Raw genomic sequence first — 24,136 nt, forward strand, 5'->3', positions numbered from 1 at the left:
CCCCCATCCCGCAGACAGAAAAACGGCGCGCCCCGGGGCGCGCCGTCTGACTTTCGGGCACTGACTTTCGGGGCCGGTCTGCGCCCCGTGGTCTCAGTCGTAATCCTGCCCCATCAGGGCGCGCTGGATCTCGCGGCGCACCAGCTTGCGCACGTTCTGGGTGATCCGCTCGCCCAGGCTGCCGCGCAGTTCCTCGCGCACGAGCTGGGCCACCATGTCACGCAGCACCGCCTCGTCGATCAGGCCGTCCTCGTAGGAGGGCACCAGATCCTCGGCGTAAAGCCCGGCGGGATCGTCCAGATCCTGCGCCAGTTCATCGCGCAATTCGTCGTAGCTCGAACGCATCGTGGCCGCGCTTTGCTCTGCCGCCTCGGCCTCCGAGACCGCCAGCCGCCGCGACGGGGTCCGGCGCGCCAGATTGAGCGTCGCCTCGGCCCAGTCCATGCCGACACCGGGCTCCTCGGCCGCGGTCGGTGCCGAGGCGATCTGTGCCGCCGTTTCCGGATCGGCCGTTTCCGGATCGGCCGTCTCGGCCAGGCTCGCCACCGCATCCTGCTGCGGTGCCGGGGCCTCCGGCGCGGCCGCGACCCCGTCGGAAGCGGCGATCACCTCTGCGCCCTCTTCCGCGGCCGTCTCCTCCCAGGCTTCGGCCATATCTTCCCCGGCCGCGACGGCCGCGGTCATCGGATCTTCGGCCGCCGGTTCCGGCATCACCGGCGCGTCAACCGCGCGTTGCACCTCGGCCTCGAAGGCCTCGGAAACCTCGGGGGCGCCGGCCTCGAAGGGATGGCCGGTCTCCGGCTCGAACTCGAAGCCGCTCTCGGCCACGGCGGCCTCAAGCTCGGCGATCGTGCTTTCCAGACGCGAGAGTTCGGCCCCCAGATCGGCCGCCACGGCGACCGGTTCGGATGGCGTCGCGGCCTCTTCCGGCTCGCCCGCCGCGTCGATCGCACTGGAGGCATCCTCCAGAACCGCCCCGGTTTCCCGCAGCGCCGCCTCGGCCTCGGCCAGAAGCACCTCGGCCTCGGTCATCGGGCGCGGCGGCAGCGTGGCGACAAAAGGCAGGATCTCGCCCCCCGGCACAGCTTCCGAAGGCTGCAAAATCAGCAGGCCCGCAGTCTCCGTCTCCGTCTCCGGTGCGATCTGTGCCGCGGGCGACAGCACAAACGGATCAGCCGCGACGCAGTCTTGCGGCGCAGCCATCGGCGCGGGGGCCGGATCGGGCGTCAGATCGGGGCCCGGTTCCGTCATCGCAGCGGCGGCGTCATCAGTCTCGGCGCCCGGTTCATCGGCGTGCATCGGGGCGTCGGCCAGCACATCCGCCGGGGCATCGGGGCCTGCTCCGGCCAGATCAAGATCCGCCACGGGCGTCGGCGCGGGCTCGGCGGTCTCGCCGATCCGCAAGGCCGGACCAAGCACCAGACACTCGGCCTCGACCGGCGCGGGCGGCGTCATGGCCACCGGCGCGGGCGCACGTGGGGTCACGGCCACCGGACGCGCGGCCCCGGCCTCGCGCGAGACCAGACGGCGGATCGACGACAGAACGTCTTCGATTTCGATTTGAGTTTCGGGTTCGGACATCATGCCACCAATCCTGCTCTCTGGCCGAGACACGCCCGGACGTTTTCAAGGAAGCAGAACACCCCCTCCGATGGACAAGGTCCAAGGGAAGCCGGGTCACACCCAGTTACAGCCATGCGACGCACAAGAACTCAGTTCTTGCCGATGGCGCGCAAGACACGATCAAGGGACTTGCCCTGATCGCTGAGAGGCGCGTTCTGCACCGCATTGTAGTAGGCTGCGGGGTCGTAGGTGGGGATCCCGAGCTTGAGGTTTTCTACCGTCAAGAGTCCCATAGCGGACAAAAGTTGATAATATGCTACCTGCAACGAGGCTTCCGCCGAAATCCGCGACGCTTTTGCATCAAGCAGATCCTGTTCGGCATTGAGCACATCAAGCGTGGTCCGCGCGCCCAGCGTCGCTTCCTCGCGCACGCCCTGATAGGCCATGTCGGCGGCCTGGATCTGTTGATCATAGGCGCCGATCTGCGCCCGATAGACGTCGATCCCGGCAAAGGCATTGGCCACGCCCTGCGCCACCTCCACCCCTGCCTGGCTCAGCTCGGCGCGGGCCTTGTCGCGGTTGGCCACAGCCTTGCGATTTCCCGAGGCGATGGCGCCGCCGGAATAGATCGTCTGGTTGAACTTGAGCGTCATCGTCGCCGAACGCCCCGACCGGAAGTCACCGTCGACCAGTTGCGGATCCGTCAGCAGCGCTTTGCCGGTGATCGTCGGCATGTGCTCGGCCTTGGCCTGTGCCACGCCCAGATCGGCCGCCGTCACCAGATGCTGCGCCTGTTTGATCGCCGGATGCAGCCGCAGCGCGGTCTGCGTGGCATCCTCGGTCGATTTCGGCAGGTTGGGCGCCTTCGGCAAGCGGGCCAGATGTTCCGGATAATGGCCGATCACCGCCTTGTAAGCCTCGCGCGCGGCCTTGTATTCGCCCTGCGCCGCCGCCAGTGCCGCCCGCGCCCCGGCCAGAGACGCCTCGGCCTGCGACACATCGGTCTTCGTCACCTCGCCCACGTCAAAGCGGTCCTGCGCCGCCTTGAGCTGTTCGGAAATCACCCGCACCGAGTTTTCGGTGATCGCCACCTGTTCCGCCGTGGCCTTGGCATCGGCATAGGCCTTGACCGCCGAGAGCAGAACATCCTGTTCGGTCGCCAAAAGCGCGGCCCGGGTCGCCAGAACGACTTCCTTCTGGATATCCACGGCCAAGGTGCTGCGCCCGAAATCATAAAGCGTCCAGCTGATTTCCATCAGCAGCGTCGTCGAAAGCTTGCTCCATTGGGTGCCGCAATAAACATAGTTGCAACGGCTCTTCTCGAACTGGGTCACCCAGGCGACCACCGGGCGCAACTTGGCGACCGCCCCCGCCACATCCTCATCCGCCGCCCGCAGCGTGGCCCGGTTCTGCTCCAGCAGATGCGAGACCTTGTAGGCCGAGACCAGCGCGTCGGACAGGGTTTCGGCCGCGGCCGACACTGTCCCGGCCAGCAGTCCCAATCCGGCAACCGTCGCCAGAAGAAGGGGTTTGAACGTTCTGCGCATCATGCCTCGGATCCTCTTGCTGCACCGCTGCCCGCGGCGGCCCCACCGTTCAACGGCGGTAACATTCATTTCCGCCGATATGAGCGCAATTCGACGGCAAAGGCAATCAGAGGACGAATTCTTTTGCGCCGGTGAAACCCGGAAGCACCGGTGCCGCGGCATTGAACGCATCGCGCCAGGCGACGACGCCGTCGATCTTGCGACCGATCCGCACTGTGCCAAGCGGGCCTTGCAGGAAGATCGCGGCGATCCGGCCGCCGTCCTTCAGCTGCGTCGTGATCGCGGCGGGCACCTGTTCGACGCCGCCTTCGATCACGATCACGTCATAGGGGCCTTCCTCGGCGGCGCCCGCGGCCAGCGGACCGTCGATCACGGTGACGCCCTCGATGTCCTGCACCGACAGATGCGCCTCGGCCGAGGCGGCCAGCGCCCCTTCCTCCAGCGCGACAACGGCTTGCGCCATGCGCGCGATGACGGCGGCCGAATAGCCCATGCCCGCGCCGATATCGAGCACCCGGTCCCCGGGCTGGATATCCAGCGCATCCAGGATCTTGGCGAAATTTCGCGGTTCAAGCAGCCAGCGGCCCTGCCCCAGATCGACATTCTCGCCGACATAGGCGGCCTCGCGGCGGGCGTCGGGCACGAAGGCTTCGCGCGGGATGGTCAGCATCGCTTCGATGATCGGGAATTTCGTCACATCATTGGGGCGAACCTGGGTGTCGACCATGATGGTGCGGCGGGCGGCGAAATCCGGCATGGGGGAACTCTTCCGTCTGGGCGTTGCGTTGCGCGGTTTTGCCACAGAAGTCGCAAGGGGGCAACGGTCGGTGGCGGGCTGCGACAGGTTTTGCATACCATGGTGCACGGAACAAGGCAGATTGTGCCCGCCAGCCCTCTGGCAAGACCGCGTGCAAGACCCCTTGCACGGGGCGGCGTGATTGGGTAGTGGAAAGACACCTCACGGCGGCGGGTTGGCGGAGAGGTTACGCAGCGGATTGCAAATCCGTGAAGACCGGTTCGATTCCGGTACCCGCCTCCAAACGCTTCCCCCAAGCCTCTGACACGCGCTGGCCTTGAAGGCTCTCGGTCTGATCCGCGACCCTCTTTGCTTCGTGGTTGCGGATGGCGTTCAAAGACTCAGCCCGCAGGCTTGCCCCCCCGGCAAAGCGTCATCGCGGCGCGGACATCAGCGGGTTTGGTCAGCGACCCAATCGGCATAGGCCGGGTTCGCCGCGACGGGATCGGTCAGAATCATCGGGCAGTCATAGGGATGCCGCCGCGCGAGTTCCGCGACAGCCTCGGCCGCGCGCTCAGGCGTGGTCTTGAGCCAGAGCATGACCTCGGCACTTTCCTCGGGCGTGCCGTTCCACGTGTAAAGCGAAAGCCCCGGCGGCGCGATATGGGCGCAGGCGACAAGGCGGGCCTGCAGAAGCGCCTGCGCGAGGGTTTTTGCGGTGGCGGTGTCGGGCAGGGTGGTGTGGATGCGGGTGAGGGTCATAGCATTTCCGCCAACTCATGAGACAGCCATCTGACATCGCTTGCGAATATGCGACTCGTTGAGTTGCTCACTTGCCGCTCGGAATAAATTTTCCCGCCTGTCAGGTCGTAGAAATAAAACCCTGCGTTTGCTAACGGGTGGCCAGAAAAAGCCTGTCTCATTATGTAACAGGCAACAGCACCATACTTTTGTGAAAGATCAGGCTTCTGAAGCGCCCATGTAGCGAAAACTTGCCGCGTTCCAGCTTTCTCAATCTCAAACAACGGCGAGATATTTATGGAAAATTTAGCATTCGGCGCTGTCCAGCTTTTCTTCGCAGTCACTGCGGTTAAGCTTCTTGTCGTTCCGAATTTTGCGATGAACGCTTCGAAGCATCCCATATTATTGCTTCGTTCGTGATCGTTTCTCGGTTCTGCGAGTATTTCGTCCGCGCGATCTCTATTGCCATCTTCAATGAAAGCGCCAACGGCTCGAGAAAAGGAGTTGTAATAGTCATAACCTCCTTGACTTTCGATTTTCTTGCGAAGCTCTGAAATACGAGAGCCTGTGTCCATAAGACATATTTTGATGAATGACGCTAGTGAGAACTGTTCCATGCTGACCTCCGGCAAAGCCAGCATGGAACATTTTTTAAACAAGTAAAGGGGGCGCGCTTACCGCGTAAACTTCTTGTACTTCACCCGCTTCGGCTCGACCGCGTCCGGGCCCAGACGGCGGATCTTGTCGTTTTCGTAGTCCTCGAAATTGCCCTCGAAGAATTCCACATGGGCGTCGCCCTCGAACGCCAGGATATGGGTGCAGAGCCGGTCCAGGAAGAAGCGGTCGTGCGAGATGATCACCGCGCAGCCGGCGAAATCCTCGATTGCCGCTTCCAGCGCCTGCAGGGTCTCCACGTCCAGATCGTTCGTCGGTTCGTCCAGCAGCAGCACGTTGCCGCCCGATTTCAGCAGTTTCGCCATGTGCACGCGGTTGCGCTCCCCGCCCGAGAGCAGGCCGACTTTCTTTTGCTGATCCGCGCCCTTGAAGTTGAACGCGCCACAGTAAGCGCGCGAGTTCACCTGCGCATCGCCCAGTTCGATCAGTTCCGCCCCGCCCGAGATTTCTTCCCAGACGTTCTTGTTCGCATCCAGCGCATCGCGCGACTGGTCGACATAGGCCAGCTTCACCGTGTCGCCCAGCGTGATCGTGCCCTCGTCCGGGGCCTCGGCGCCGACCAGCATCTTGATCAGCGTCGATTTCCCGGCGCCGTTCGGACCGATCACCCCCATGATGCCGCCCGGCGGCAGCGAGAAGCTGAGATTCTCGATCAAAAGCTTGTCGCCCATGTGCTTCTTCAGGCCTTCGACCTCGATCACCTTGCCGCCCAGACGCGGGCCGTTCGGAATGATGATCTGCGCCTTGCCGACGCGTTCCTTGACGCCTTCCTCGGCCATCTTGTCGTAAGCCGCGATCCGGGCCTTGGATTTCGCCTGCCGGGCCTTGGCGCCGGCGCGGATCCATTCCAGTTCCTTTTCCATGACCTTCTGCTTGGCCTTGTCCTCGCGGGCCTCTTGTTCGAGCCGCTTGGCCTTCTGTTCCAGCCAGCTGGAATAGTTGCCCTCATAAGGAATGCCGCGGCCGCGTTCGAGTTCCAGAATCCACGAGGTGATGTCGTCGAGGAAATAGCGGTCGTGGGTGACGCAGAGGATCGTGCCCTTGTACTCGATCAGGTGCTTTTGCAGCCAGGCGATGGTCTCGGCGTCAAGGTGGTTGGTCGGTTCGTCCAGAAGCAGCATGTCGGGCGCTTCCAGCAGCAGCTTGCACAAAGCCACCCGGCGGCGTTCCCCGCCCGACAGCGTCGCCACATTCGCGTCATCGGGTGGGCAGCGCAGCGCTTCCAGCGCGATATCGACCTGGCTGTCCAGATCCCACAGGTTCTCGGCGTCGATCTCGTCTTGCAGACGCGCCATTTCCTCGGCGGTCTCGTCGGAGTAGTTCATCGCCAGATCGTTGTAGCGCGCGATCTTGGCGGTCTTTTCCGCCACGCCCAGCATGACGTTTTCCCGCACCGACAGCGTTTCATCCAGCTGCGGCTCCTGCGAGAGATAGCCGACCTTGGCGCCCTTGGCGGCCCAGGCCTCGCCCTGAAAGTCCTTGTCGATGCCCGCCATGATTCGCAGCAGCGTCGATTTCCCGGCGCCGTTGACGCCGACGACCCCGATCTTGACACCGGGCAGGAAGTTCAGGCGGATGTTCTCGAAGCACTTCTTGCCGCCGGGATAGGTCTTCGAGACGCCATCCATGTGATAGACATATTGATAGGAAGCCATTGCGCGCACCTTGGGGAAAAGAAAGTTTGAGAGGCTAGATAGGGGAAATGGGCCCCCGGGGGAAGGGGCTGCCGCGGCGGGCCGCGATCAGGGAAAGGGAAGAGATGCTGAAGGATTTGCGCAACCTTTATCACGGCCGCTCGAAGCGCGCGCATCGGTTCCGCTATGCGCTGCTGGCCTTTGATCTGGGAACGATCCTTTTCGTCATCGTCACCTCGTTCTTTCCGCCGACCTTCTGGGTGCTGGCGGCGGATGTGGCGATCGGGGCGCTGATCGTGCTCGACTTTGCCGCGCGCTTCGCGGTCGAGGAGCGCAAGCTCGCCTTCTGGGGGCGGCTGGCGACCTGGACCGATGTGGTGGCGATGGTGTCGTTTCTGGCGCCGCTTCTGGGGGCGCAGTTCGGCTTTCTGCGGGTGCTGCGCACGCTGCGGCTGCTGCACGCCTATCAGATGCTGGGACGGCTGCGGCAGGATTTCCGGCTGTTTCGCAAATACGAGGAGGTGATCCTGGCGGCGATCAACCTGGGCGTCTTCCTGTTCGTGATGACCGGGCTGATCTATGCCACGCAGGCGGGGCACAACCCCGACATCCGCCATTATGCCGATGCGCTTTATTTCACCGTGACCACGCTGACGACGACCGGATTTGGCGACATCACGCTGGAGGGCACCTCGGGGCGGCTGCTCTCGGTCATGGTGATGATCGTCGGCGTGACGCTGTTTTTGCGGCTGGCGCAGGTGCTGTTCCGGCCGTTGAAGGTGAAACACAAATGCCCAAGCTGCGGGCTTTTGCTGCATGACGCCGATGCGGTGCATTGCAAGCATTGCGGCGTCGTTCTGAACATCGAGGACGAGGGGCTGGTCTGACCCCTCGTCGCAAGCCTGCGGGCCGGGGCCCGTTATTCAGCCCAGGCCCAAGGGACGGTGAACTGTCCCAGAACATGCGCCATCTTCTCCTGATCGACCGCGCCCGCGGTGGCCAGCTGCGCCACCAGACCGCGTTTCTTGTCTTCGACCACCGCGACGACCTGCACCGGAACCCCGGCCTCGGCCAGCGTCGCATCCAGAACCCTTGTGATCGCCCGCTTGCGCAACTCGGGCTTGAAGATCTTGCCCACCGCGGTCTTCGGCAGCTCGTCCAGCACCTCGATATGCTTGGGCACGGCGGCGCGTTCATGGATATGGCGTTTGGCATGCGCCATCAGCTCTTCGGCCGTGATCGTCGCATCCTTGACCAGCTCGACATAGGCGCAGGGCAATTCGCCCGCAAAGGCGTCGGGCTGGCCGATCGCGCCGGCAAAGGCGATGGCGGGATGGGAGAGCAGCGCCTCCTCGATTTCCGCCGGGTCGATGTTATGGCCGCCGCGGATGATCAGATCCTTGGCCCGGCCGGTGATCCACAGATAGCCGTCCGGGTCGATCCGGCCCAGATCGCCGGTGCGCAGGAAGCGTTCCTCGGCGAACAGGTCGTGGTTCTTGTCCACTTCCGTGTAGGTCGAGCCCTCGAAGACGCCGGGGTTGGCGACACAGATTTCGCCCACCTCGTCGCGGGCGCATTCGACGAAACCGGCCTCGGTCTTGCGCAGGATGCGGACGTGGCTGTAGGGCAGCGGAATGCCGACCGAGCCCACCTTTTTCACCCCGTCCACCGGGTTGATCGAGACCAAGCAGGTGGCTTCGGTCAGCCCGTAGCCCTCGCAGATCTCGACCCCGGTGGCGTCCTTGAAGCGGTTGTAAAGCTCGACCGGCAAGGGCGCCGAGCCCGAGATCGCCGTGCGCAGGCTTGAGATGTCGGCATCCACCTTGCGCTGCATCAGCGCGGCGATGGCGGTGGGAACGGTGATCAGGAAGGTCACCTGCCAGCGTTCGACCAGCTTCCAGAAATTGTCAAAGACCCCCTCGCCGCGATAGCCCGCAGGCGTCGGGAAAACGACATGGGCACCGGAATGAATGGCCGACATCAGGATCGGGTAGGCCGCAAAGACGTGGAACAGCGGCAAGGGGCAGATCATCACATCGGTGTGGCGGAACAAAAGCGTGCCGCCGAGCCAGCCGTTATAGACCATGCCCGAATATTTGTGCTGCGCCACCTTCGGCATGCCCGTCGTGCCGCCGGTGTGGAAATAGGCGGCGACGCGGTCGGCTGTCGCATCGGCGAACACCAGCCTGTCGGCGGGCTGACCATCGCAGGCGGTGTTGAAATCATAGACATCGGCGTGATGGCGGAAATGCGTCTTCGGCCGGACAAAGGGCACGATCCAGCTTTTCGGCGCGGTCAGATAGCGGTTCAGATCGACTTCCAGGATCGTCTTGACATTCGGCGCATGCTTGACCGCCTCGGCCGCCTTCTGCGCGATGTCGGATTTGGGGAAGCTTTTCAGCGTCACCAGCACTTTGGCCTTGGTCTCGCGCAGGATCGCGGCGATCTGCTCGGGCTCCAGAAGCGGGTTGATCGGATTGACGATCCCCGCCGTCGCCCCCGCAAGCAGCACCACCGCGGTTTCCAGACTGTTCGGCAGCAGATAGGCGACCGTATCCGTTTCCCCCACGCCCATCCGGCGCAGAAGGTTCGCGGCCTGCGTCACCCGGGCCAGAACCTCGGCCCAGGTCATGGTCAGCGAATGATCCTTCGGCCCCGAGGTGATCTGAAACGTCAGCGCCGGACGGGAGCCGTGTTTCGCCGCCACGCGGGACAGAAAATCATACATCGTCACCGCACGGTCACGGTCTTCCCAGGGCATCTGGCCTTCGACGCGGTCGCGGTCGGCCACGGTGGCATAGGTCTCGGTCATGGTGTCCTCCCCCGGCCCGTTCCTCCGCAGGCCTTGCCTTTACAATGCGTTATAATGCTGCATCCGGGCAAGGGTGCGATTGCCGCAAACGTCACGTCATGACGGCGTGACGCAAGGACAAATCTCAGGCATTGGCGCCATCGGTGAACTGCAGCCGCGCCAGTTCGGCGTAAAGCCCGCCCTCGGCCACCAGCGCCTCGTGGGTGCCCTGCGCGACGATCTTGCCCTGATCGAAGACGACGATCCGGTCGGCCTTCTTCACCGTGGCCAGCCGATGCGCGACGATGAGGGTGGTGCGGGTGGCGCGCAGATCATCGACCGCCGCCTGCACCGCCCGTTCCGAGGCCGCATCCAGGGCCGAGGTCGCCTCATCGAGCAGCAGCACCGGCGCATCGCGCAAGATCGCCCGGGCAATGGCGATGCGCTGCTTCTGCCCGCCCGAGAGCATGATGCCACGTTCCCCCACATAGGTGTCAAATCCCTGCGGCAGCGCGGTCAGGAAATCCTGCGCATAGGCCGCCCGCGCGGCGGCCTCCACCTCGGCATCGCTGGCCTCGGGGCGGCCGAAGCGGATGTTTTCCCGCGCGGTCGTCGCAAAGATCACCGGATCTTGCGGCACCAACGCCAATGCCCGGCGATACTCGGCCCGGGTCAGATCGCGCAGGTCGATGCCATCCAGCGTGATCCGCCCCTGTTCCGGGTCATAAAACCGCTCGATCAGCTGGATGATCGTGGTTTTCCCCGCGCCAGAGGGGCCAACCAGCGCCACCGTCTCGCCCGGCGCAACGCGCAGGCTGACCGCGTTCAGCGCCGAGGTCTCGGGCCGGGACGGATAATGGAAGGTGACATTCTCGAAAGCAATCGCGCCTTTCACCGGGCTAGGCAGCGGAACCGGCCGGGCCGGATCGGTCACCGTGTCGCCCGCATGCAGCAGCTCCACCAGCCGTTCGGTCGCCCCCGCGGCCCGCTGCACCTCGCCCCAGATTTCCGTCAGCGCGCCCACCGCGGCCGAAACCATGATCGCATAGATGACGAATTGCACCAGCTGACCAACCGTCATCAGCCCCGCCTGCACGTCCCGCGCACCGATCCAAAGGACGCCCACGATCCCGGCGAAGACCAGAAAGATCACGATCATCGTCATGATGGCGCGGGTGGTGATGCGGTCATTGGCGGAAGCAAGGGCCTTTTCGGTGACCTCGGAAAAGGCTTTGCGGGTCAGGGCCTCGTGGGTGAAGGCCTGCACCGTCTGCACCGAACTCAGCGCCTCGGAGGCCGAGCCCGAGGAAGAGGCGATCCAGTCCTGATTCTCGCGGCTCAGCCGGCGCAGGCGGCGGCCCATCACCACGATCGGCACGATGACCAAAGGCACGATCAGCAGCACGAGCCCCGTCAGCTTCGCCGAAGTGACCAGAAGCATGATCAGGCCGCCGAACAGGATCAGGATGTTGCGCGCCGCCACCGAGATCGAGGAGCCGAGCAGCGACAGGATCAGCGTCGTGTCGGTGGTGATGCGCGAGATGATCTCGCCGGTCAGGATCTTTTCGTAAAAGGCCGGGGACAGGCTGATGACCCGGCCAAAGACCGCCTTGCGGATATCGGCCACGACGCGCTCGCCAAAGCGGGTGACCAGCCAGTAGCGCAGTCCTGTGCCCAGCGCCAAAGCCGCGGCGATGATATGGGCGGCCAGGAAATAGCTGTCGAGCAGCTCGCCGCCCTGCTGGAACCCGTCGACGACGCGGCGCGCGGCAATCGGCAGGATCAGCGTCACCATCGCGGTCAGCACCAGCGCCGCCCCGGTGGCCAGCGCCAGACGGCGATAGGGGGCGATGAAGGGCGCAAGACCCCGGATCGCGCCCACATGTTTCGGTTTCGGGCGGTCCTCCAGCGGGGTGGCGGGTCTGCGGGCCATCGGCTCTCCCTTCGGTTTCGTCCGATCTATGGGTGCAAGCGCCCGAGGGCAAGGTTCATCCCGGCAAACAGGCTGGTGCGGGCGACCGGACTCGAACCGGCATGGAGGTACCTCCGAGGGAGTTTAAGTCCCATGCGTCTACCATTTCGCCACGCCCGCAGCCCGCCTTGGGTAGCGCGGGCCGCCCGGCGGGGCAAGGGGGCCTAACGCCCGGTGAAATGCGGCGGGCGCTTTTCCAGAAAAGCCTGCACGCCTTCGCGGAAATCGTCGCTGCGGCCCAACTCGCCCTGCAGCCGGGCCTCCAGCGCCAGCTGCGCGGACAGCGGGTTGCTCAGAGCGGCATGGAAAGCCTTCTTCACCGCCCCGAAGGCGGCCGAGGGCCCGCGCGCCAGATGCGCCGCCCGCGCCCGCCAGTGATGCTCGAAATCGACATCGGGCACGGCTTCCCAGATCAGCCCCATGCGCGCGGCCTCCTCGGCGCCGATCTTCTCGGCGAAAAGCGCCATCCCCATGGCGCGGGCCATCCCCACCTGCCGCGGCAGCCACCAGGTCCCGCCCGCATCCGGCATCAGCCCGATCCGGGTAAAGGCCTGCATGAAGGCCGCAGACTGCGCCGCGATCACCACATCGGCCGCCAGCGCCAGATTGGCCCCGGCCCCCGCCGCCGCGCCGTTCACCGCCGCCAGAACCGGCAGCGGCGAGGTATAGATCGCCTGCAACAGCGGTTCGTATTCCTCGCGCAGCACGGCTTCCAGGTTCAGCCCCTCGGACGCGCCGTCGCCCAGATCCTGCCCCGAGCAGAAGGCCCGCCCCGATCCGGTCAGCACGATCGCCCGCGCCTCGGCCCGCGCCCGGTGCAACGCCGCGGTCAACTCGTGGCGCATCGCGGTGTTCAGCGCATTCATCACCTCGGGCCGGTCGAGCGTGATCACCGCCAACCCCTCGGCAGTCTCGTAGCGGATGGTGCGATAACTCATGGCAGGCCTCCTCTTTGCCCCAGCTTGCCGCGCGGGCGCCGAAAGGCAAAGCGAAACCAAACGTCACGACCAGGCCCCGGACCGGGCTTTTCCTTGGCAAAATACGCAAAGAGGGGGGTGCGGGGGGCTTGCCCCCCGCGGGTCGCCCGGGGCGCAAGCCCCGGGCGAAATCCCTAGTCTTTCAACAGTTCCTTCAGCCGCGCCTCTTCCTCGGCCGACAGCCCCGGCGGCGTGTCTTCCTCGCGCCGCCGCCCGCGCAGCCACAAAAAGAACACCGCCCAAAGCCACGACCAGAACCGCAGGCCCGATCCAGTACAGGATCAGGTTCGCCCCGCGCCGCTCGGGCTCGAACAGCACATATTCCCCGAACCGCGCCCGGATATAGTCGATCACCTGCGCGTCGCTGTCGCCCGCCACCAGCCGGTCGCGCACCGCAAGCCGCAGATCGCGCGACACACCGGCATTCGATTCGTCGATATTCTCGCCCTGACAGACCGGGCAGCGCAGCACCTGCGAAATCTGCCGCGCCCGGGCCTCAAGCCCCGGATCAGACAGAACCTCGTCGGGCTGCACCGCATGGACAGGCGTGGCAAGAAGCATCAAAAGCGCAAGACGTTTCAGCATCGCTCACTCCGCCGCAACAGGATGGACCGCCACCGTCCGCCGCGCCCCCGCGGCGCTGCGATAGCGCCGGTCGGACAGGCTCAGCCCGCCGCCGAAGGCCATCAACAGACAGCCCGCCCAGATCCAGTTCGCGAAAGGCTTGATATAGGTCCGCACCGCCCAGCCGCCGCCCTCCTGCGGATCGCCGATCACCAGATAGACATCGCGCCAGAAGCCGTTGTCGATATCCGCCTCGGTCGTCGGCATCGCCTGCACTGGATAGATGCGCTTTTCGGGATGCAGGGTTGCCACCAGCTTGTCGCCCTGCCGCACCTCCATCGTCGCGGTCTTGGCGGTGAAGTTCGGCCCCGGCACATCCTCGACGGAAACCAGCGTGATCGCATAGCCGCCGACGTCGAAACTGTCGCCCGCCTTCGCCACCCGGATATCCTCGATCTGACCGGCCATCAGCAGACCGACGCCAGCAAAGACGATGCCCAGCCCGCCGTGCGCGAAAGCCTTGCCCCAGTCCGCCCGCGGCAGCCGCAGCAGCCGCCCCAGCTTGCGCCCGGCGCGCTGCCACAGCTCGGCCAAAGCGCCAAAGAGGATCCAGGCCCCCAGCCCCGCCGCGCCCAAGGCCAGCATCGGCCGCCCCGTCGCCAGCGTCCAGACCAGCGCCAGCACCGCCAGCGTCAGCAGGGCCGCGGGCAGCAGCGGCCGCACCAGCTTGCCCAGATTTGCGCGTTTCCACGGCATCATCGCGCCCAGCGGCAGCAGCAGCGCCAGCCCGATCATGAAGGGGGTAAAGGCCTTTTCGAAGAACGGCGCCCCCACCGAAAGCTTGCGATCCCAGAACAGCTCCGCGATCAGCGGCCAGACCGTGCCGGTGAACACGACCAGCGCCGCCACCGCCAGAAGCACGTTGTTCATCACCAGCGCCGATTCGCGGCTGACCATGGAAAACAGCCCCTTCGCCTGCATGTCCGAGGCGCGGGCGGCATAAAGCGTCAGCGCCCCGCCGGTGAAGAAGGCCAGGATGACCAGGATGAACACCCCGCGTTCGGGGTCATTGGCAAAACTGTGCACCGAGGAAATCACGCCCGAGCGGACAAGGAACGTGCCGATCAACGAAAAGCCGAAGGCCATGATGGCGAGCAGAATGGTCCAGCTTTTCAGCGCCTCGCGCTTTTCGACGACGATGGCGGAATGCAATAGCGCCGCCGCCAGAAGCCAGGGCATCAGCGAGGCGTTCTCGACCGGGTCCCAGAACCAGAAGCCGCCCCAGCCGAGCTCGTAATAGGCCCACCAGGAGCCCAGCGCGATGCCGATGGTCAGGAAGATCCAGGCGGCCAAGGTCCAGGGCCGGACCCAGCGCGCCCAGGCGGCATCGACCCGCCCCTCGATCAGCGCGGCGACGGCGAAGCTGAAGGCCATCGAAAGCCCGACATAGCCAAGGTACAGGAACGGCGGATGGAAGGCCAAACCCGGGTCCTGCAAGAGCGGGTTCATGTCGCGGCCGTTGAAGGGCGCCTCTTCCAGCCGCAGGAACGGGTTCGAAGTGAACAGGACGAACACCAGAAACGCCAGCCCGATCGTGCCCTGCACCGCCAGCACCCGCGCCCGCAACCGTTCCGGCAGCGCGCCGCCAAAGGCCGCCGCCGCCGCGCCGAACAAGGCAAGGATCAGCACCCAGAGCAGCATCGAGCCCTCGTGGTTGCCCCAGACCCCGGTGACCTTGTAGAGCATCGGCTTGTCGGTATGCGAATTCTCGTAGACGAGTTTCAGCGAAAAGTCAGACGTCACAAAGGCATAGGTCAGCGCGGCAAAGGCGATGGCGATCAGCCCGAACTGCGCCAGCGCCGCCGGGGTGGCGACGGCCATCCAGCCCGACCAGCCCTTTTGCGCCCCCACCAGGGGAATGACCGCCTGCACCAACGCCACGCAAAGGGCCAGGATCAGGGCGAAATGGCCGGTCTCGACGATCATGCGGGGTCCTCCTCAAGTCGGGGGGATCATAGAGACAAGACCCCACGGGGCCAAGGCAGATGCGCATCTGCCGCGCATCTTTCGCAAAAGCGTGAAGCGGTCATTTCCTTTGACTTTGCGTCAGGCGGCCGCTAAGCGGGAAAGATGATCACCCGGACCGCCCTTTTTGCCCGTCCCCGACGCCGCCGCACCCGCGCCTGACGTCCGATCTGCCGTGGCCTCTCGCCACACCCTTCCCGCAAAACCACCGCCAAAGGCCCCAGACCGTTGACAGCCGCCCCGCGCCTGTTGCACGCCTTGGCCTTCCTTTTTCAGGAGCCGCAAATGATCGCTTCCGTGCTGCCGACCTACACCCGTGCCCCCCTCGCCTTCGTGCGCGGAGAGGGCTCCTGGCTCTGGACCGCAGATGGCAGCCGATATCTTGATCTGGGCGCCGGGATCGCGGTCAATGCGCTGGGTCACGCCGCCCCCGAACTGGTCGCCACGCTGACCGAACAGGCGGGCAAGCTCTGGCATGTCTCGAACCTCTACCAGATCCCGGAACAGGAGCGGCTGGCCGACATGCTGGTGGCCCAGACCTTCGCCGACACCGTCTTCTTCACCAACTCGGGGACCGAGGCCTGCGAACTCGCCGTAAAGATGGTGCGCAAGTATTTCTACGAAAAGGGCCAGCCCGAGCGCACCGACATCCTCACCTTCTCGGGCGCGTTCCACGGCCGGTCCTCGGCCGCGATCGCGGCTGCGGGGACGGAAAAGATGGTCAAGGGTTTCGGCCCGCTGCTGCCCGGCTTCGTCCACCTGCCCTGGGGCGACCTTGACGCGGTCAAGGCGGCCGTCACCGACACCACCGCCGCGATCCTCATTGAACCCATTCAGGGCGAAGGCGGCATCCGCCCCGCGCCCGAGGGCTTCCTGAAGGCCCTGCGCGAGATTTGCGACGCCACCGGCACGCTTCTGGTCTTTGACGAGGTGCAATGCGGCGTCGCCCGGACCGGCAAGCTCTTCGCGCATGAATGGGCGGGCGTCACCCCCGATGTGATGATGGTGGCCAAGGGCATCGGCGGCGGTTTCCCCTTGGGCGCGGTGCTCGCCACCGAAAACGCCGCCTCGGGGATGATCGCGGGCACGCATGGCTCGACCTATGGCGGCAACCCGCTGGGCTGCGCGATCGGCGCGAAGATGATCGAGATCGTCACCGCGCCGGGCTTTCTGGACGAGGTCAGCCGCAAGGCGGGCTTCCTGCGTCAGCGCCTTGAAGGCCTTGTCGCCGCCCATCCCGACATCTTCGAGGAGGTGCGCGGTCAGGGCCTGATGCTCGGCCTGCGCTGCAAGCTGCCGCCCGGGGATGTGGTCAAGGCCGCTTACGCGCAGAACCTGCTGACCGTGCCCGCGGCGGATAACGTGCTGCGGCTGCTGCCCGCGCTGACCATCACCGAAGACGACATGGCCGAGGCCGTCCGCCGTCTGGACGCCGCCGCCACCGCGCTCGAACACCAACCGGCCTGATTTCACCTTGGCCCAAATATCCCGGGGGTCCGGGGGCAGCGCCCCCGGCCGCTCGGCAAGGAAACCGACATGACCCATTTTCTTGACATCCACACCACCAGCCCGGCCGATCTGCGCTCGATGATCGACAGCGCCCGCGCGATGAAGACCGCGCGCCTCGGCCGCCCGAAAGGCGCGCTGGATGACGATCAGCCGCTGGCGGGCTGCATGGTGGCGCTGATCTTCGAAAAGCCCTCGACCCGGACCCGTGTCAGCTTCGACGTCGGCGTGCGGCAGATGGGCGGGCAGACGATGGTGCTTTCGGGCAAGGAGATGCAACTGGGCCACGGCGAAACCATCGCCGACACCGCCCGGGTGCTCTCGCGCTATGTCGATCTGATCATGATCCGCACCTTCGAAGAGGCGACGCTGCTCGAGATGGCCGAATATGCCTCGGTGCCGGTGATCAACGGGCTGACGAACCGCACCCATCCCTGCCAGATCATGGCCGACATCATGACCTATGAAGAACACCGCGGCCCGATTGCCGGGCGCAAGGTGGTCTGGTCGGGCGACGGCAACAATGTCTGCGCCAGCTTCCTGCAGGCGGCGGGGCAGTTCGGGTTTGACGTGACCTTCACCGGGCCGCCCACGCTCGACCCGGAACGGGACTGGATCGAATTTGCCCGCGGCAAGGGCGCGAATGTGGTGATCGAGCGCGATCCGGCCAAGGCGGTCGAGGGCGCCGATCTGGTCGTCACCGACACCTGGGTGTCGATGCACGACCCGGAATCGGCCAAGGAACGCCGCCACAACCAGCTGCGCCCCTATCAGGTGAACGAGGCGCTGATGGCCAAGGCGAAACCCGATGCGCTCTTCATGCATTGCCTGCCCGCGCACCGCAATGACGAGGCGACCAGCGCCGTGATGGACGGGCCGCATTCGGTGATCTTCGACGAGGCCGAAAACCGGCTGCATGCGCAAAAGGCGATCATGCGCTGGGCCCTGGGCAAGTGAAGGCTGGGGGCGCTGCCCCGCCGGGGCAATGCCCCGGCCCCCCGGGATATTTGGACCAAGGTGAAAGCCGCAGGGCGGGACTCCGCGGCCGTCAGGTGCCGCGCGGTTTCGCCCGTGTCGTCGGGTCGGCCTCGCGCGGGTTTTCCGGCCAGGGGTGGCGCGGATAGCGGCCGCGCATGTCCTTGCGGACCTCGGCGTAAGAGCCGTCCCAGAAGCCGGGCAGATCCATCGTCACCTGAATCGGCTTGCCCCCGGGCGAGAGCAGTTCGATCCGCAGCGGGTGCCGTTTCGGCCCGACGCTTGGATGGGTGGTGACGCCATACATCTCGGGCAGCTTCACCTCGATCGTCGGCACCTCGGCGCCATAGTCGATCGGCACGCGACGGCCGAGCGGCGTTTCGAAATGACCCGGCACAAGCCGGTCCAGTTCCGCCATCTGGCCCCAGTCAAGCTGGGCACGGAGCGCCTCGGTCAGGTCAAGAGCGCGCAGATCGGATTCGGTGCGGGCCTTCTTCAGCCAGGGCAGCAGCCGTTCCGAGCCCAGAAGCGCGGCATCGGAAAGGTCGGGCAGGTCGACGCCATCGGCGCGCAGGATATCGACGCGGGCGCGAAACCGCGCAGCGCCGGGCGTCAGCGTGAGGCCGATCTGGCGCAGACCATCCAGCGCGCCGCGGGCCATCGCCTCGGGCGAGGCCTCGGGCCAATGCCGGTCTTCCAGCACCAGCGCCCCGAACCGTTCCTGCCGACGGGCGACCACGCGCCCCTCGCGCTTCGACCATTCGCACAGATCGACCCAGGTGATGCGGGTGCCATACAGGCGGCGCAACTCGGCATCGGCGAGCGCGAGGCCCTGCCGGACGCGGGCTTCGCGCGGGTCGCCATCCAAGTCAGAGGCGACGAGAAGGCGGTGTTTGCCCAGACCGTCGGCCTCGTCCACCACCGCACCCTTGCCGCCCGACAGAACATAGCGCGCGGCATCGCCCTTGCGGCGCAGCTCGATCCGGTCGGGGTAAGCCAGCGCCAGCATCTCGGCCGGGGAATGGCGCGCGCTGACCGGCGTGACCATCCGGGCGAGGCGCTTGGCTTCCAGACGGATGCGCTCGATGGTGCCGCGGTGCAGCTGGCCGGGATGCTCGGACTCGTAGCGGCCCGGATTGGCGATGGCCGAAAGACGCAAGGTCAGATCGGCCGAGGCGCCGCGGATCGGGTCGCGGTCTTCCAGAAGCGCGGCCAAGGTCGCGGCCTCAGGCCCAGCCGTCACCAGCATATGGGCCAGACGCGGATGCAGCGGCAGGGCGGCCAGCGCCTTGCCATGGGGCGTGATCCGGCCGCCCTGCAGCGCGCCAAGGCTTTCCAGCAGCGCCCGCGCCTCGGCCAAAGCGGGCCCGGGCGGCGGCGTCAGGAAGGCCAGATCCGCGCCGTCGCTGCCCCATTGGGCCAGTTCCAGCGCCAGACCCGCCAGATCGGCCACCGCCATTTCGGGCGGCGCGAAACCGGGCAGCGCGCCTTCCTCGCCCTTGGTCCAGAGCCGGTAACAGATCCCCTCGGCCACACGGCCCGCCCGGCCGCGGCGTTGCTCGGCCTCGGCCCGGGAGACGCGTTCAGTCACCAGCCGCGCCATCCCCGAGGCCGGGTCAAAGCGCAGCCGCCGGGCCCGGCCGGCATCGACCACCACGCGGATGTCCTGAATGGTGAGCGAGGTTTCCGCGATCGCGGTCGCCAGCACCAGCTTGCGGCCGCTCTCGCAAGGCGCGATCGCGGCGCGTTGGGCAGCGAAGTCCATCGCCCCGAAAAGCGGGCGCAGATGCACGCCCGCGGGCAGACGGTCGCGCAGAAGCGATTCGGTGCGGCGGATCTCGGCCTCGCCTGGCAGGAAGACCAGAACGCCGCCCGTGGTCTCCGCCACGGCTTCCGCGACCAGCCCCGCCACGGCGGGTTCCAGCCGCATCCCCGGCGCCAAGGGCCGCCCCAGCCAGCGGGTTTCGACCGGAAAGGCCCGGCCTTCCGAGCGCAGGATGGGGGCATCATCAAGCAGCGCGGCGACCGGCGCGGCATCCAGCGTCGCCGACATGACAACCAGCATAAGATCGGGGCGCAGCGCCATGCGCGCCTCCCAGACCAGCGCGAGGCCCAGATCGGCATTCAGCGAGCGTTCGTGGAATTCGTCAAAGATCACGCAGCCGATGCCGGTCAGCTCCGGGTCGGACTGGATCATCCGGGTCAGGATTCCCTCGGTCACCACCTCGATCTGGGTCGCTTTCGACAGCTTCGCCTCGCCGCGGATGCGGTAGCCGACGGTTTGCCCCACGGCTTCGCCCAGCGTTTCCGCCATCCGCTCGGCCGCGGCCCGGGCGGCCAGACGGCGCGGTTCCAGCATCAGGATGCGGCCCGGCACAAGGTCGAGCAGCGCCAAGGGAACGCGGGTGGTCTTGCCCGCGCCCGGCGGCGCCATTAGCACTGCCCGGCCCGTGCGGCCGAGGGCCTCGACCAGATCGGGCAGAACGTCATCAATGGGAAGCGCGGCCGTCACTGCCGGGTCAGGCGGCCTTGGCCGATGATCGTGTCGGTGGCGATATCGACCACCCGCAGCCGCGAGCCGTCGCCGGTCGGCGCATAGGTGAGGGTAAAGGGAAAGCGGGTCTTTTCCGCCATTTCCCTGTCCTTGAACCCGGCAATGCGGCGGTATTCGCCGCTGCAGACGACGCCCTCGCCCTGCACCTGCGGCGCCGACAGCGCCACCTGCGACCGGCGCACGCCATCGAACATCGTCACGTTCAGCGTGCAGGCCTCGGACCGGTCAACATCGCGCAAGACCGCGTAAAGCGCGGTCAGCGGGTCGATCGTGCCGCTTTGCTGCGCCGGATCGACATCGGTCGGGCGCGGCACCCGCGGCGGCTCGTGGCTGACCGAGGCGGGGGTGCCGTTCTTGTAGATCATCGTGTTCTTCGAACGGTCATCGCCGCGCTGCGACGCCACCTCGACCGCGCGGGGGGTGAAGCGGCCCTTGGCAAAACGGCCCGAGGCGGTGGCATCATAGCGGATCTTCTTCACCATCCCGGCCAGACCCGTGGTCCGGACAACGCCATTGGCAGCATAGGCGCCGTCGGCGATCTTGCCGTCGATGGCCAGTTCGCCCGCCTTGATCCCCTTGAGGACGACATCGAAAACGATGCGGTCGCTTTGATCGGCCAGCGCGGGCTGGGCCAGCGCCAGCGCAAGGCCGGTGATGAGAACGGAAAGGGTCGGAACTGCGGTCATGGGCCTGCTCTGCGGATGCCTTCGGACTGGACATACACCGCCCGTTGAGGGCATGAAACCGAAACCGTTTCACGCCGGTTGACGATTTCGTTCGATCGGCACCGTTTCGCACAGGCCCGCCATGACCGTTTCCCCTGACACTGCCGCCGATCTGGCCCCCCGCATTCTGGCCGGAGAGCGCCGCGCGCTGGCCCGGGCGATCACCCTGGTGGAATCGGGCCGCGCCGATCACCGGGCACAGGCGGCCACGCTGCTCGACCGGCTGGGCACGGCGAAACAGGCGCTGCGGATCGGGCTTTCCGGCACGCCGGGCGTCGGCAAATCGACCTTCATCGAAAGCTTCGGGATGATGCTGGTCGGGCTTGGCCTGCGGGTGGCGGTGCTGGCGGTCGATCCGTCCTCGGCGCGCTCGGGCGGCTCGATCCTGGGCGACAAGACAAGGATGGAGCGGCTCTCGCGCGAGGCGGCGGCGTTCATCCGCCCCTCGCCCTCTCAGGCGCAGCTGGGCGGTGTCGCCCGGCGCACCCGCGAGGCAGTGTCGCTGTGCGAGGCGGCGGGGTTTGATGTGGTGCTGATCGAGACGGTGGGGGTGGGCCAGTCGGAAACGCTGGTGGCCGAAATGACCGATCTGTTCATTCTTCTGATGGCGCCCGCGGGCGGGGATGAATTGCAGGGCGTCAAGCGCGGCATCATGGAAATGGCCGACATGATTCTGGTCAACAAGGCCGATGGTGATCTGAAGCCCGCAGCGCTGCGCACGGTCTCGGATTACGCGGGCGCGCTGCGGCTGTTGCGGCGCCGCCCGCAGGACCCGGAGGGCTTCCCGAAAGCCGTGCCGGTCTCGGCCCTGGCCGAGGAAGGGTTGAAACTGGCCTGGGAAGACATGCAGCATCTGGCCGCCTGGCGCCGCGAGCATGGCCATTTCGAGCGCCGCCGGGCCGAACAGGCGCGGCACTGGTTCGAAACCGAAGTGCGCGAGGGGCTTCTGGCGCGGCTGGCGCAGGACCCGGCGATTCGGGCGCGGATGCAGGCCTTGGGCACGGCGGTGGCCGAGGGTCGCTCGGCCCCCGCCGCGGCCGCGGCCGAGATGCTGGCGGAATTGCAAGGCTGAAACGAAAAAACCCCGCCAGAGGCGGGGTTTTTGATCCGATGGGTCCGCCGATCAGGCAGCAGCGCCTCAGGCGGCGGCTTGCGCCTTGGCGATGGCTTTCTTGATCTTCAGCGCATTCGGCGACAGCTCGTCATCCGAGGCTTTCGCCAAGAAGGCATCCAGACCGCCGCGGTGATCGACGGTGCGCAGGCCGGCGGCCGAAACGCGCAGCTGGAACGATTGCCCCAGCACGTCCGAGATCAGGGTGACTTCGTTCAGGTTCGGCAGAAAGCGGCGACGCGTCTTGTTGTTCGCGTGGCTGATGTTGTTGCCCGACATCGGGCCTTTGCCGGTCAGTTCGCAGACACGCGACATGGCGTTGTTCCTTCGTTTCCTCGGGCGACGCGGCCCACTTCCAATACTGCGGGACCCGCTGCGCGCGAGGCCCGGAAATCCGTTCGCGGGGCATAAGGGCAAAGCCGCCCGGCGTCAAGCGATTCATGTGGCCAGCATCTGATCGACCCAGTCCGGAACCACCTGCGTGGCCGGGCCGTGCCGGGCCTCGTCAAAGAGCCGCGTGCCCTGCGAGGGCTCGAGGTTCAGCTCCAGCGTCGCCACGCCCCCATGCCGCGCATCGGCGACAAAGCCCGCCGCCGGATAGACATTCCCCGACGTGCCGATCGAGACGAACAGATCCGCCGCCCGCAGCGCAGCCCAGATCTCCTCCATCCGGTAGGGCATCTCGCCAAACCAGACGATATCGGGCCGCGTCGCAGGGTGCAGACAGCGCGGGCAGCTGTCTTGCGGCGCCATTTCGGCGGGTGCGGGCCAGCGATGGCCGCAGGCGGCACACAGCGCCCCCGTCAGCGTCCCGTGCATGTGAATCAGGTTTTGCGTTCCGGCGCGTTCGTGCAGGTCGTCGACATTCTGCGTCACCACCAGAACCTGATGCTGCCCTGCGGCTTCCAGTCGCGCCAGCGCCCGATGCGCAGCATTGGGCAGGGCCGCAGCCGCCGCCGCCCGGCGCTGGTTGTAGAACCGATGCACCAGGGCCGGAGCGCGGGCAAAGCCTTCGGGCGTTGCCACATCCTCGATCCGGTGCTCCTCCCAAAGCCCGTCGCTGGCGCGGAAGGTGCGGATGCCGCTTTCGGCGGAAACTCCCGCACCTGTGAGAATCACGATTCTGGCCATCGGCGTTTCCCCTTGGTAAACACCCCCCATGCGTATCCTGTTTCTCTGCCTTGGCAACATCTGTCGCTCCCCCGCCGCCGAGGGGGTCTTTCGCACTTTGGCCGCACAGGCCGGGGTGCCGGTCACGCTGGACAGCGCCGGAACCGGTGCCTGGCACGTCGGAGAGCCGCCCTATGGTCCGATGCAGGCGGCCGCCAGCCCGCGCGGCCATGATCTGAGCGCGCTGCGGGCGCGCCAGCTGAAACCGGCGGATTTCCGTGACTTCGATCTGATTCTGGCGATGGACCGGCAGAATTATCGCGACGCTCTGGCGCTGCGGCCCGCCGATGCGACGGCGCGGCTGGAAATGTTCCTGCAGGGCGAACGCGGCGTGTCCGAGGTGCCCGACCCCTATTACACCCGCGATTTTGACGGCTGCCTCGACATCATCGAGGCAGGCGCGAGGGCGTTGCTGATGCGGCTTCAGCGCGCGCAGTAAGCTTCGGCCGCCTGGGCGAAGCCCTTGTAACGCAGCCAGAAATCCTCGTCCGAGGCGCGGTCGGAAACACGGGTTTCCTGCGCCCGGTCCGGGTCTTCGAAGAATTTCGCCGCCCGGCGCTGGTCCGACCGCGACAGCGTCTGGTCGGCGACCTGCTGGATGCAGCCGCACAGCGCCGGATCGGCGCTGCGCCCGGCGTTCAGGCAGGCCCTGTCGATCGGGCCTGCCACAGCGGCAGTCCCCGCAAGAACCAAGGCGGCGGAAAGAAGGTATTTCATCATGCTCTGCTCTTCGGTTGCGGGTCGGGTTCACGCCCGGATCCCGTCGATTTGACCGGTGTTTTAGGGGATTCGACAAGCAGGCACAATGGCATCGGCAGCTTTCCGCCGACAGGCAGAGCAGACCGCCCGATTTGGCGGCATCGGCAAAAG

At 66.2% G+C, this 24,136-nt stretch carries 21 protein-coding genes and 2 tRNA genes; 6 read left to right on the forward strand and 17 right to left on the reverse strand.

Annotated features, from left to right (window positions below; all coding sequences use genetic code 11):
* Window positions 1-93: 93 nt before the first annotated feature.
* From ACTTAG_RS16265 to ACTTAG_RS16275, 3 genes are all read right to left on the reverse strand, one after another.
* Window positions 94-1,584, reverse strand: coding sequence for a hypothetical protein (locus ACTTAG_RS16265; protein ID WP_444463245.1), 1,491 nt, complete (start codon window positions 1,582-1,584; stop codon window positions 94-96).
* A gap of 128 nt (window positions 1,585-1,712) precedes the next feature.
* Window positions 1,713-3,113, reverse strand: coding sequence for a TolC family outer membrane protein (locus ACTTAG_RS16270; protein WP_444463246.1), 1,401 nt, complete (start codon window positions 3,111-3,113; stop codon window positions 1,713-1,715).
* A gap of 103 nt (window positions 3,114-3,216) precedes the next feature.
* Window positions 3,217-3,867: a protein-L-isoaspartate O-methyltransferase family protein gene (locus ACTTAG_RS16275; protein ID WP_444463247.1), complete on the reverse strand. Its 651-nt coding sequence runs from the start codon at window positions 3,865-3,867 to the stop codon at window positions 3,217-3,219.
* Window positions 3,868-4,075: 208 nt separating this feature from the next.
* Between ACTTAG_RS16275 and ACTTAG_RS16280 the strand changes: the two genes are divergently transcribed.
* Window positions 4,076-4,149, forward strand: a tRNA-Cys gene (locus ACTTAG_RS16280).
* Window positions 4,150-4,296: 147 nt separating this feature from the next.
* On the opposite strand, the gene cutA is transcribed toward ACTTAG_RS16280, so the two are convergent.
* The 3 genes from cutA to ettA are packed head-to-tail and all read right to left on the reverse strand — an operon-like array spanning window position 4,297 to window position 6,917.
* Complete coding sequence (cutA, locus tag ACTTAG_RS16285) at window positions 4,297-4,608, reverse strand: divalent-cation tolerance protein CutA (RefSeq protein WP_444463248.1); 312 nt, start codon at window positions 4,606-4,608, stop codon at window positions 4,297-4,299.
* A complete protein-coding gene (locus ACTTAG_RS16290; RefSeq protein ID WP_444463249.1) occupies window positions 4,605-5,204 on the reverse strand; it encodes a hypothetical protein in 600 nt (199 codons plus the stop codon). Before ACTTAG_RS16290 ends, cutA begins: the two co-directional genes overlap by 4 nt.
* A 57-nt stretch (window positions 5,205-5,261) precedes the next feature.
* Window positions 5,262-6,917 carry an energy-dependent translational throttle protein EttA gene (gene ettA / locus ACTTAG_RS16295; RefSeq protein WP_444463250.1) on the reverse strand — a complete coding sequence of 552 codons (1,656 nt, stop codon included), beginning with the start codon at window positions 6,915-6,917 and terminating at the stop codon, window positions 5,262-5,264.
* A gap of 104 nt (window positions 6,918-7,021) precedes the next feature.
* On the opposite strand from ettA, the gene ACTTAG_RS16300 reads away from it, so the two are divergent.
* On the forward strand, window positions 7,022-7,783 hold the full coding sequence (locus ACTTAG_RS16300; protein WP_444463251.1) for an ion channel: 762 nt from the start codon (window positions 7,022-7,024) through the stop codon (window positions 7,781-7,783).
* Between the two features lie 32 nt (window positions 7,784-7,815).
* On the opposite strand, the gene ACTTAG_RS16305 is transcribed toward ACTTAG_RS16300, so the two are convergent.
* The 6 genes from ACTTAG_RS16305 to ACTTAG_RS16330 form a co-directional block, all read right to left on the reverse strand.
* Complete coding sequence (locus tag ACTTAG_RS16305; RefSeq protein ID WP_444463252.1) at window positions 7,816-9,708, reverse strand: acyl-CoA synthetase; 1,893 nt, start codon at window positions 9,706-9,708, stop codon at window positions 7,816-7,818.
* A gap of 124 nt (window positions 9,709-9,832) precedes the next feature.
* The gene (locus tag ACTTAG_RS16310) at window positions 9,833-11,620 is read right to left on the reverse strand and encodes an ABC transporter transmembrane domain-containing protein (protein WP_444463253.1); all 1,788 of its coding nucleotides are present in this window, start codon (window positions 11,618-11,620) and stop codon (window positions 9,833-9,835) included.
* Window positions 11,621-11,693: 73 nt separating this feature from the next.
* Window positions 11,694-11,779 (reverse strand) — tRNA-Leu (locus ACTTAG_RS16315).
* Window positions 11,780-11,823: 44 nt separating this feature from the next.
* Complete coding sequence (locus ACTTAG_RS16320; RefSeq protein WP_444463254.1) at window positions 11,824-12,597, reverse strand: enoyl-CoA delta isomerase 1; 774 nt, start codon at window positions 12,595-12,597, stop codon at window positions 11,824-11,826.
* Window positions 12,598-12,660: 63 nt separating this feature from the next.
* Window positions 12,661-13,221 (reverse strand): cytochrome c-type biogenesis protein, encoded by a 561-nt coding sequence (locus tag ACTTAG_RS16325; protein ID WP_444463255.1) that lies wholly within the window; start codon window positions 13,219-13,221, stop codon window positions 12,661-12,663.
* A 3-nt stretch (window positions 13,222-13,224) separates the two neighbouring features.
* Entirely contained in the window at window positions 13,225-15,186 is a 1,962-nt protein-coding gene (locus ACTTAG_RS16330; RefSeq protein ID WP_444463256.1) for a heme lyase CcmF/NrfE family subunit, read from the reverse strand.
* Between the two features lie 324 nt (window positions 15,187-15,510).
* On the opposite strand from ACTTAG_RS16330, the gene ACTTAG_RS16335 reads away from it, so the two are divergent.
* Together ACTTAG_RS16335 and argF are read left to right on the forward strand one after the other, a co-directional pair.
* Complete coding sequence (locus ACTTAG_RS16335) at window positions 15,511-16,692, forward strand: aspartate aminotransferase family protein (protein WP_444463257.1); 1,182 nt, start codon at window positions 15,511-15,513, stop codon at window positions 16,690-16,692.
* A gap of 69 nt (window positions 16,693-16,761) precedes the next feature.
* Window positions 16,762-17,688, forward strand: a complete 927-nt coding sequence (gene argF / locus ACTTAG_RS16340; RefSeq protein WP_444463258.1) for an ornithine carbamoyltransferase — start codon at window positions 16,762-16,764, stop codon at window positions 17,686-17,688.
* A 91-nt stretch (window positions 17,689-17,779) separates the two neighbouring features.
* Here the strand turns inward: argF and hrpB are convergent, their stop codons facing one another.
* Window positions 17,780-20,218, reverse strand: coding sequence for an ATP-dependent helicase HrpB (gene hrpB / locus ACTTAG_RS16345; protein ID WP_444463259.1), 2,439 nt, complete (start codon window positions 20,216-20,218; stop codon window positions 17,780-17,782).
* Window positions 20,215-20,946, reverse strand: coding sequence for a DUF3108 domain-containing protein (locus ACTTAG_RS16350; RefSeq protein WP_444463260.1), 732 nt, complete (start codon window positions 20,944-20,946; stop codon window positions 20,215-20,217). The genes hrpB and ACTTAG_RS16350 overlap by 4 nt, the downstream gene beginning before the upstream one ends.
* Before the next feature lie 121 nt (window positions 20,947-21,067).
* Between ACTTAG_RS16350 and meaB the strand changes: the two genes are divergently transcribed.
* A complete protein-coding gene (gene meaB / locus ACTTAG_RS16355) occupies window positions 21,068-22,057 on the forward strand; it encodes a methylmalonyl Co-A mutase-associated GTPase MeaB (protein ID WP_444463261.1) in 990 nt (329 codons plus the stop codon).
* A gap of 66 nt (window positions 22,058-22,123) precedes the next feature.
* Here the strand turns inward: meaB and rpmB are convergent, their stop codons facing one another.
* Window positions 22,124-22,411: a 50S ribosomal protein L28 gene (gene rpmB / locus ACTTAG_RS16360; RefSeq protein WP_444463262.1), complete on the reverse strand. Its 288-nt coding sequence runs from the start codon at window positions 22,409-22,411 to the stop codon at window positions 22,124-22,126.
* A gap of 123 nt (window positions 22,412-22,534) precedes the next feature.
* On the reverse strand, window positions 22,535-23,227 hold the full coding sequence (locus tag ACTTAG_RS16365; protein WP_444463263.1) for an NAD-dependent deacylase: 693 nt from the start codon (window positions 23,225-23,227) through the stop codon (window positions 22,535-22,537).
* Window positions 23,228-23,255: 28 nt separating this feature from the next.
* Here ACTTAG_RS16365 and ACTTAG_RS16370 point away from each other — a divergent pair, with 28 nt between their 5' ends.
* Window positions 23,256-23,705, forward strand: a complete 450-nt coding sequence (locus ACTTAG_RS16370) for a low molecular weight protein-tyrosine-phosphatase (RefSeq protein ID WP_444463264.1) — start codon at window positions 23,256-23,258, stop codon at window positions 23,703-23,705.
* Here the strand turns inward: ACTTAG_RS16370 and ACTTAG_RS16375 are convergent.
* A complete protein-coding gene (locus ACTTAG_RS16375; protein ID WP_444463265.1) occupies window positions 23,690-23,986 on the reverse strand; it encodes a hypothetical protein in 297 nt (98 codons plus the stop codon). The two genes, ACTTAG_RS16370 and ACTTAG_RS16375, sit on opposite strands and share 16 nt — an antisense overlap.
* Window positions 23,987-24,136: the final 150 nt, after the last annotated feature.

Origin of the sequence: Rhodobacter capsulatus (assembly GCF_052363185.1) — a bacterium.
Classification (GTDB): Bacteria; Pseudomonadota; Alphaproteobacteria; order Rhodobacterales; family Rhodobacteraceae; genus Rhodobacter; species Rhodobacter capsulatus_E.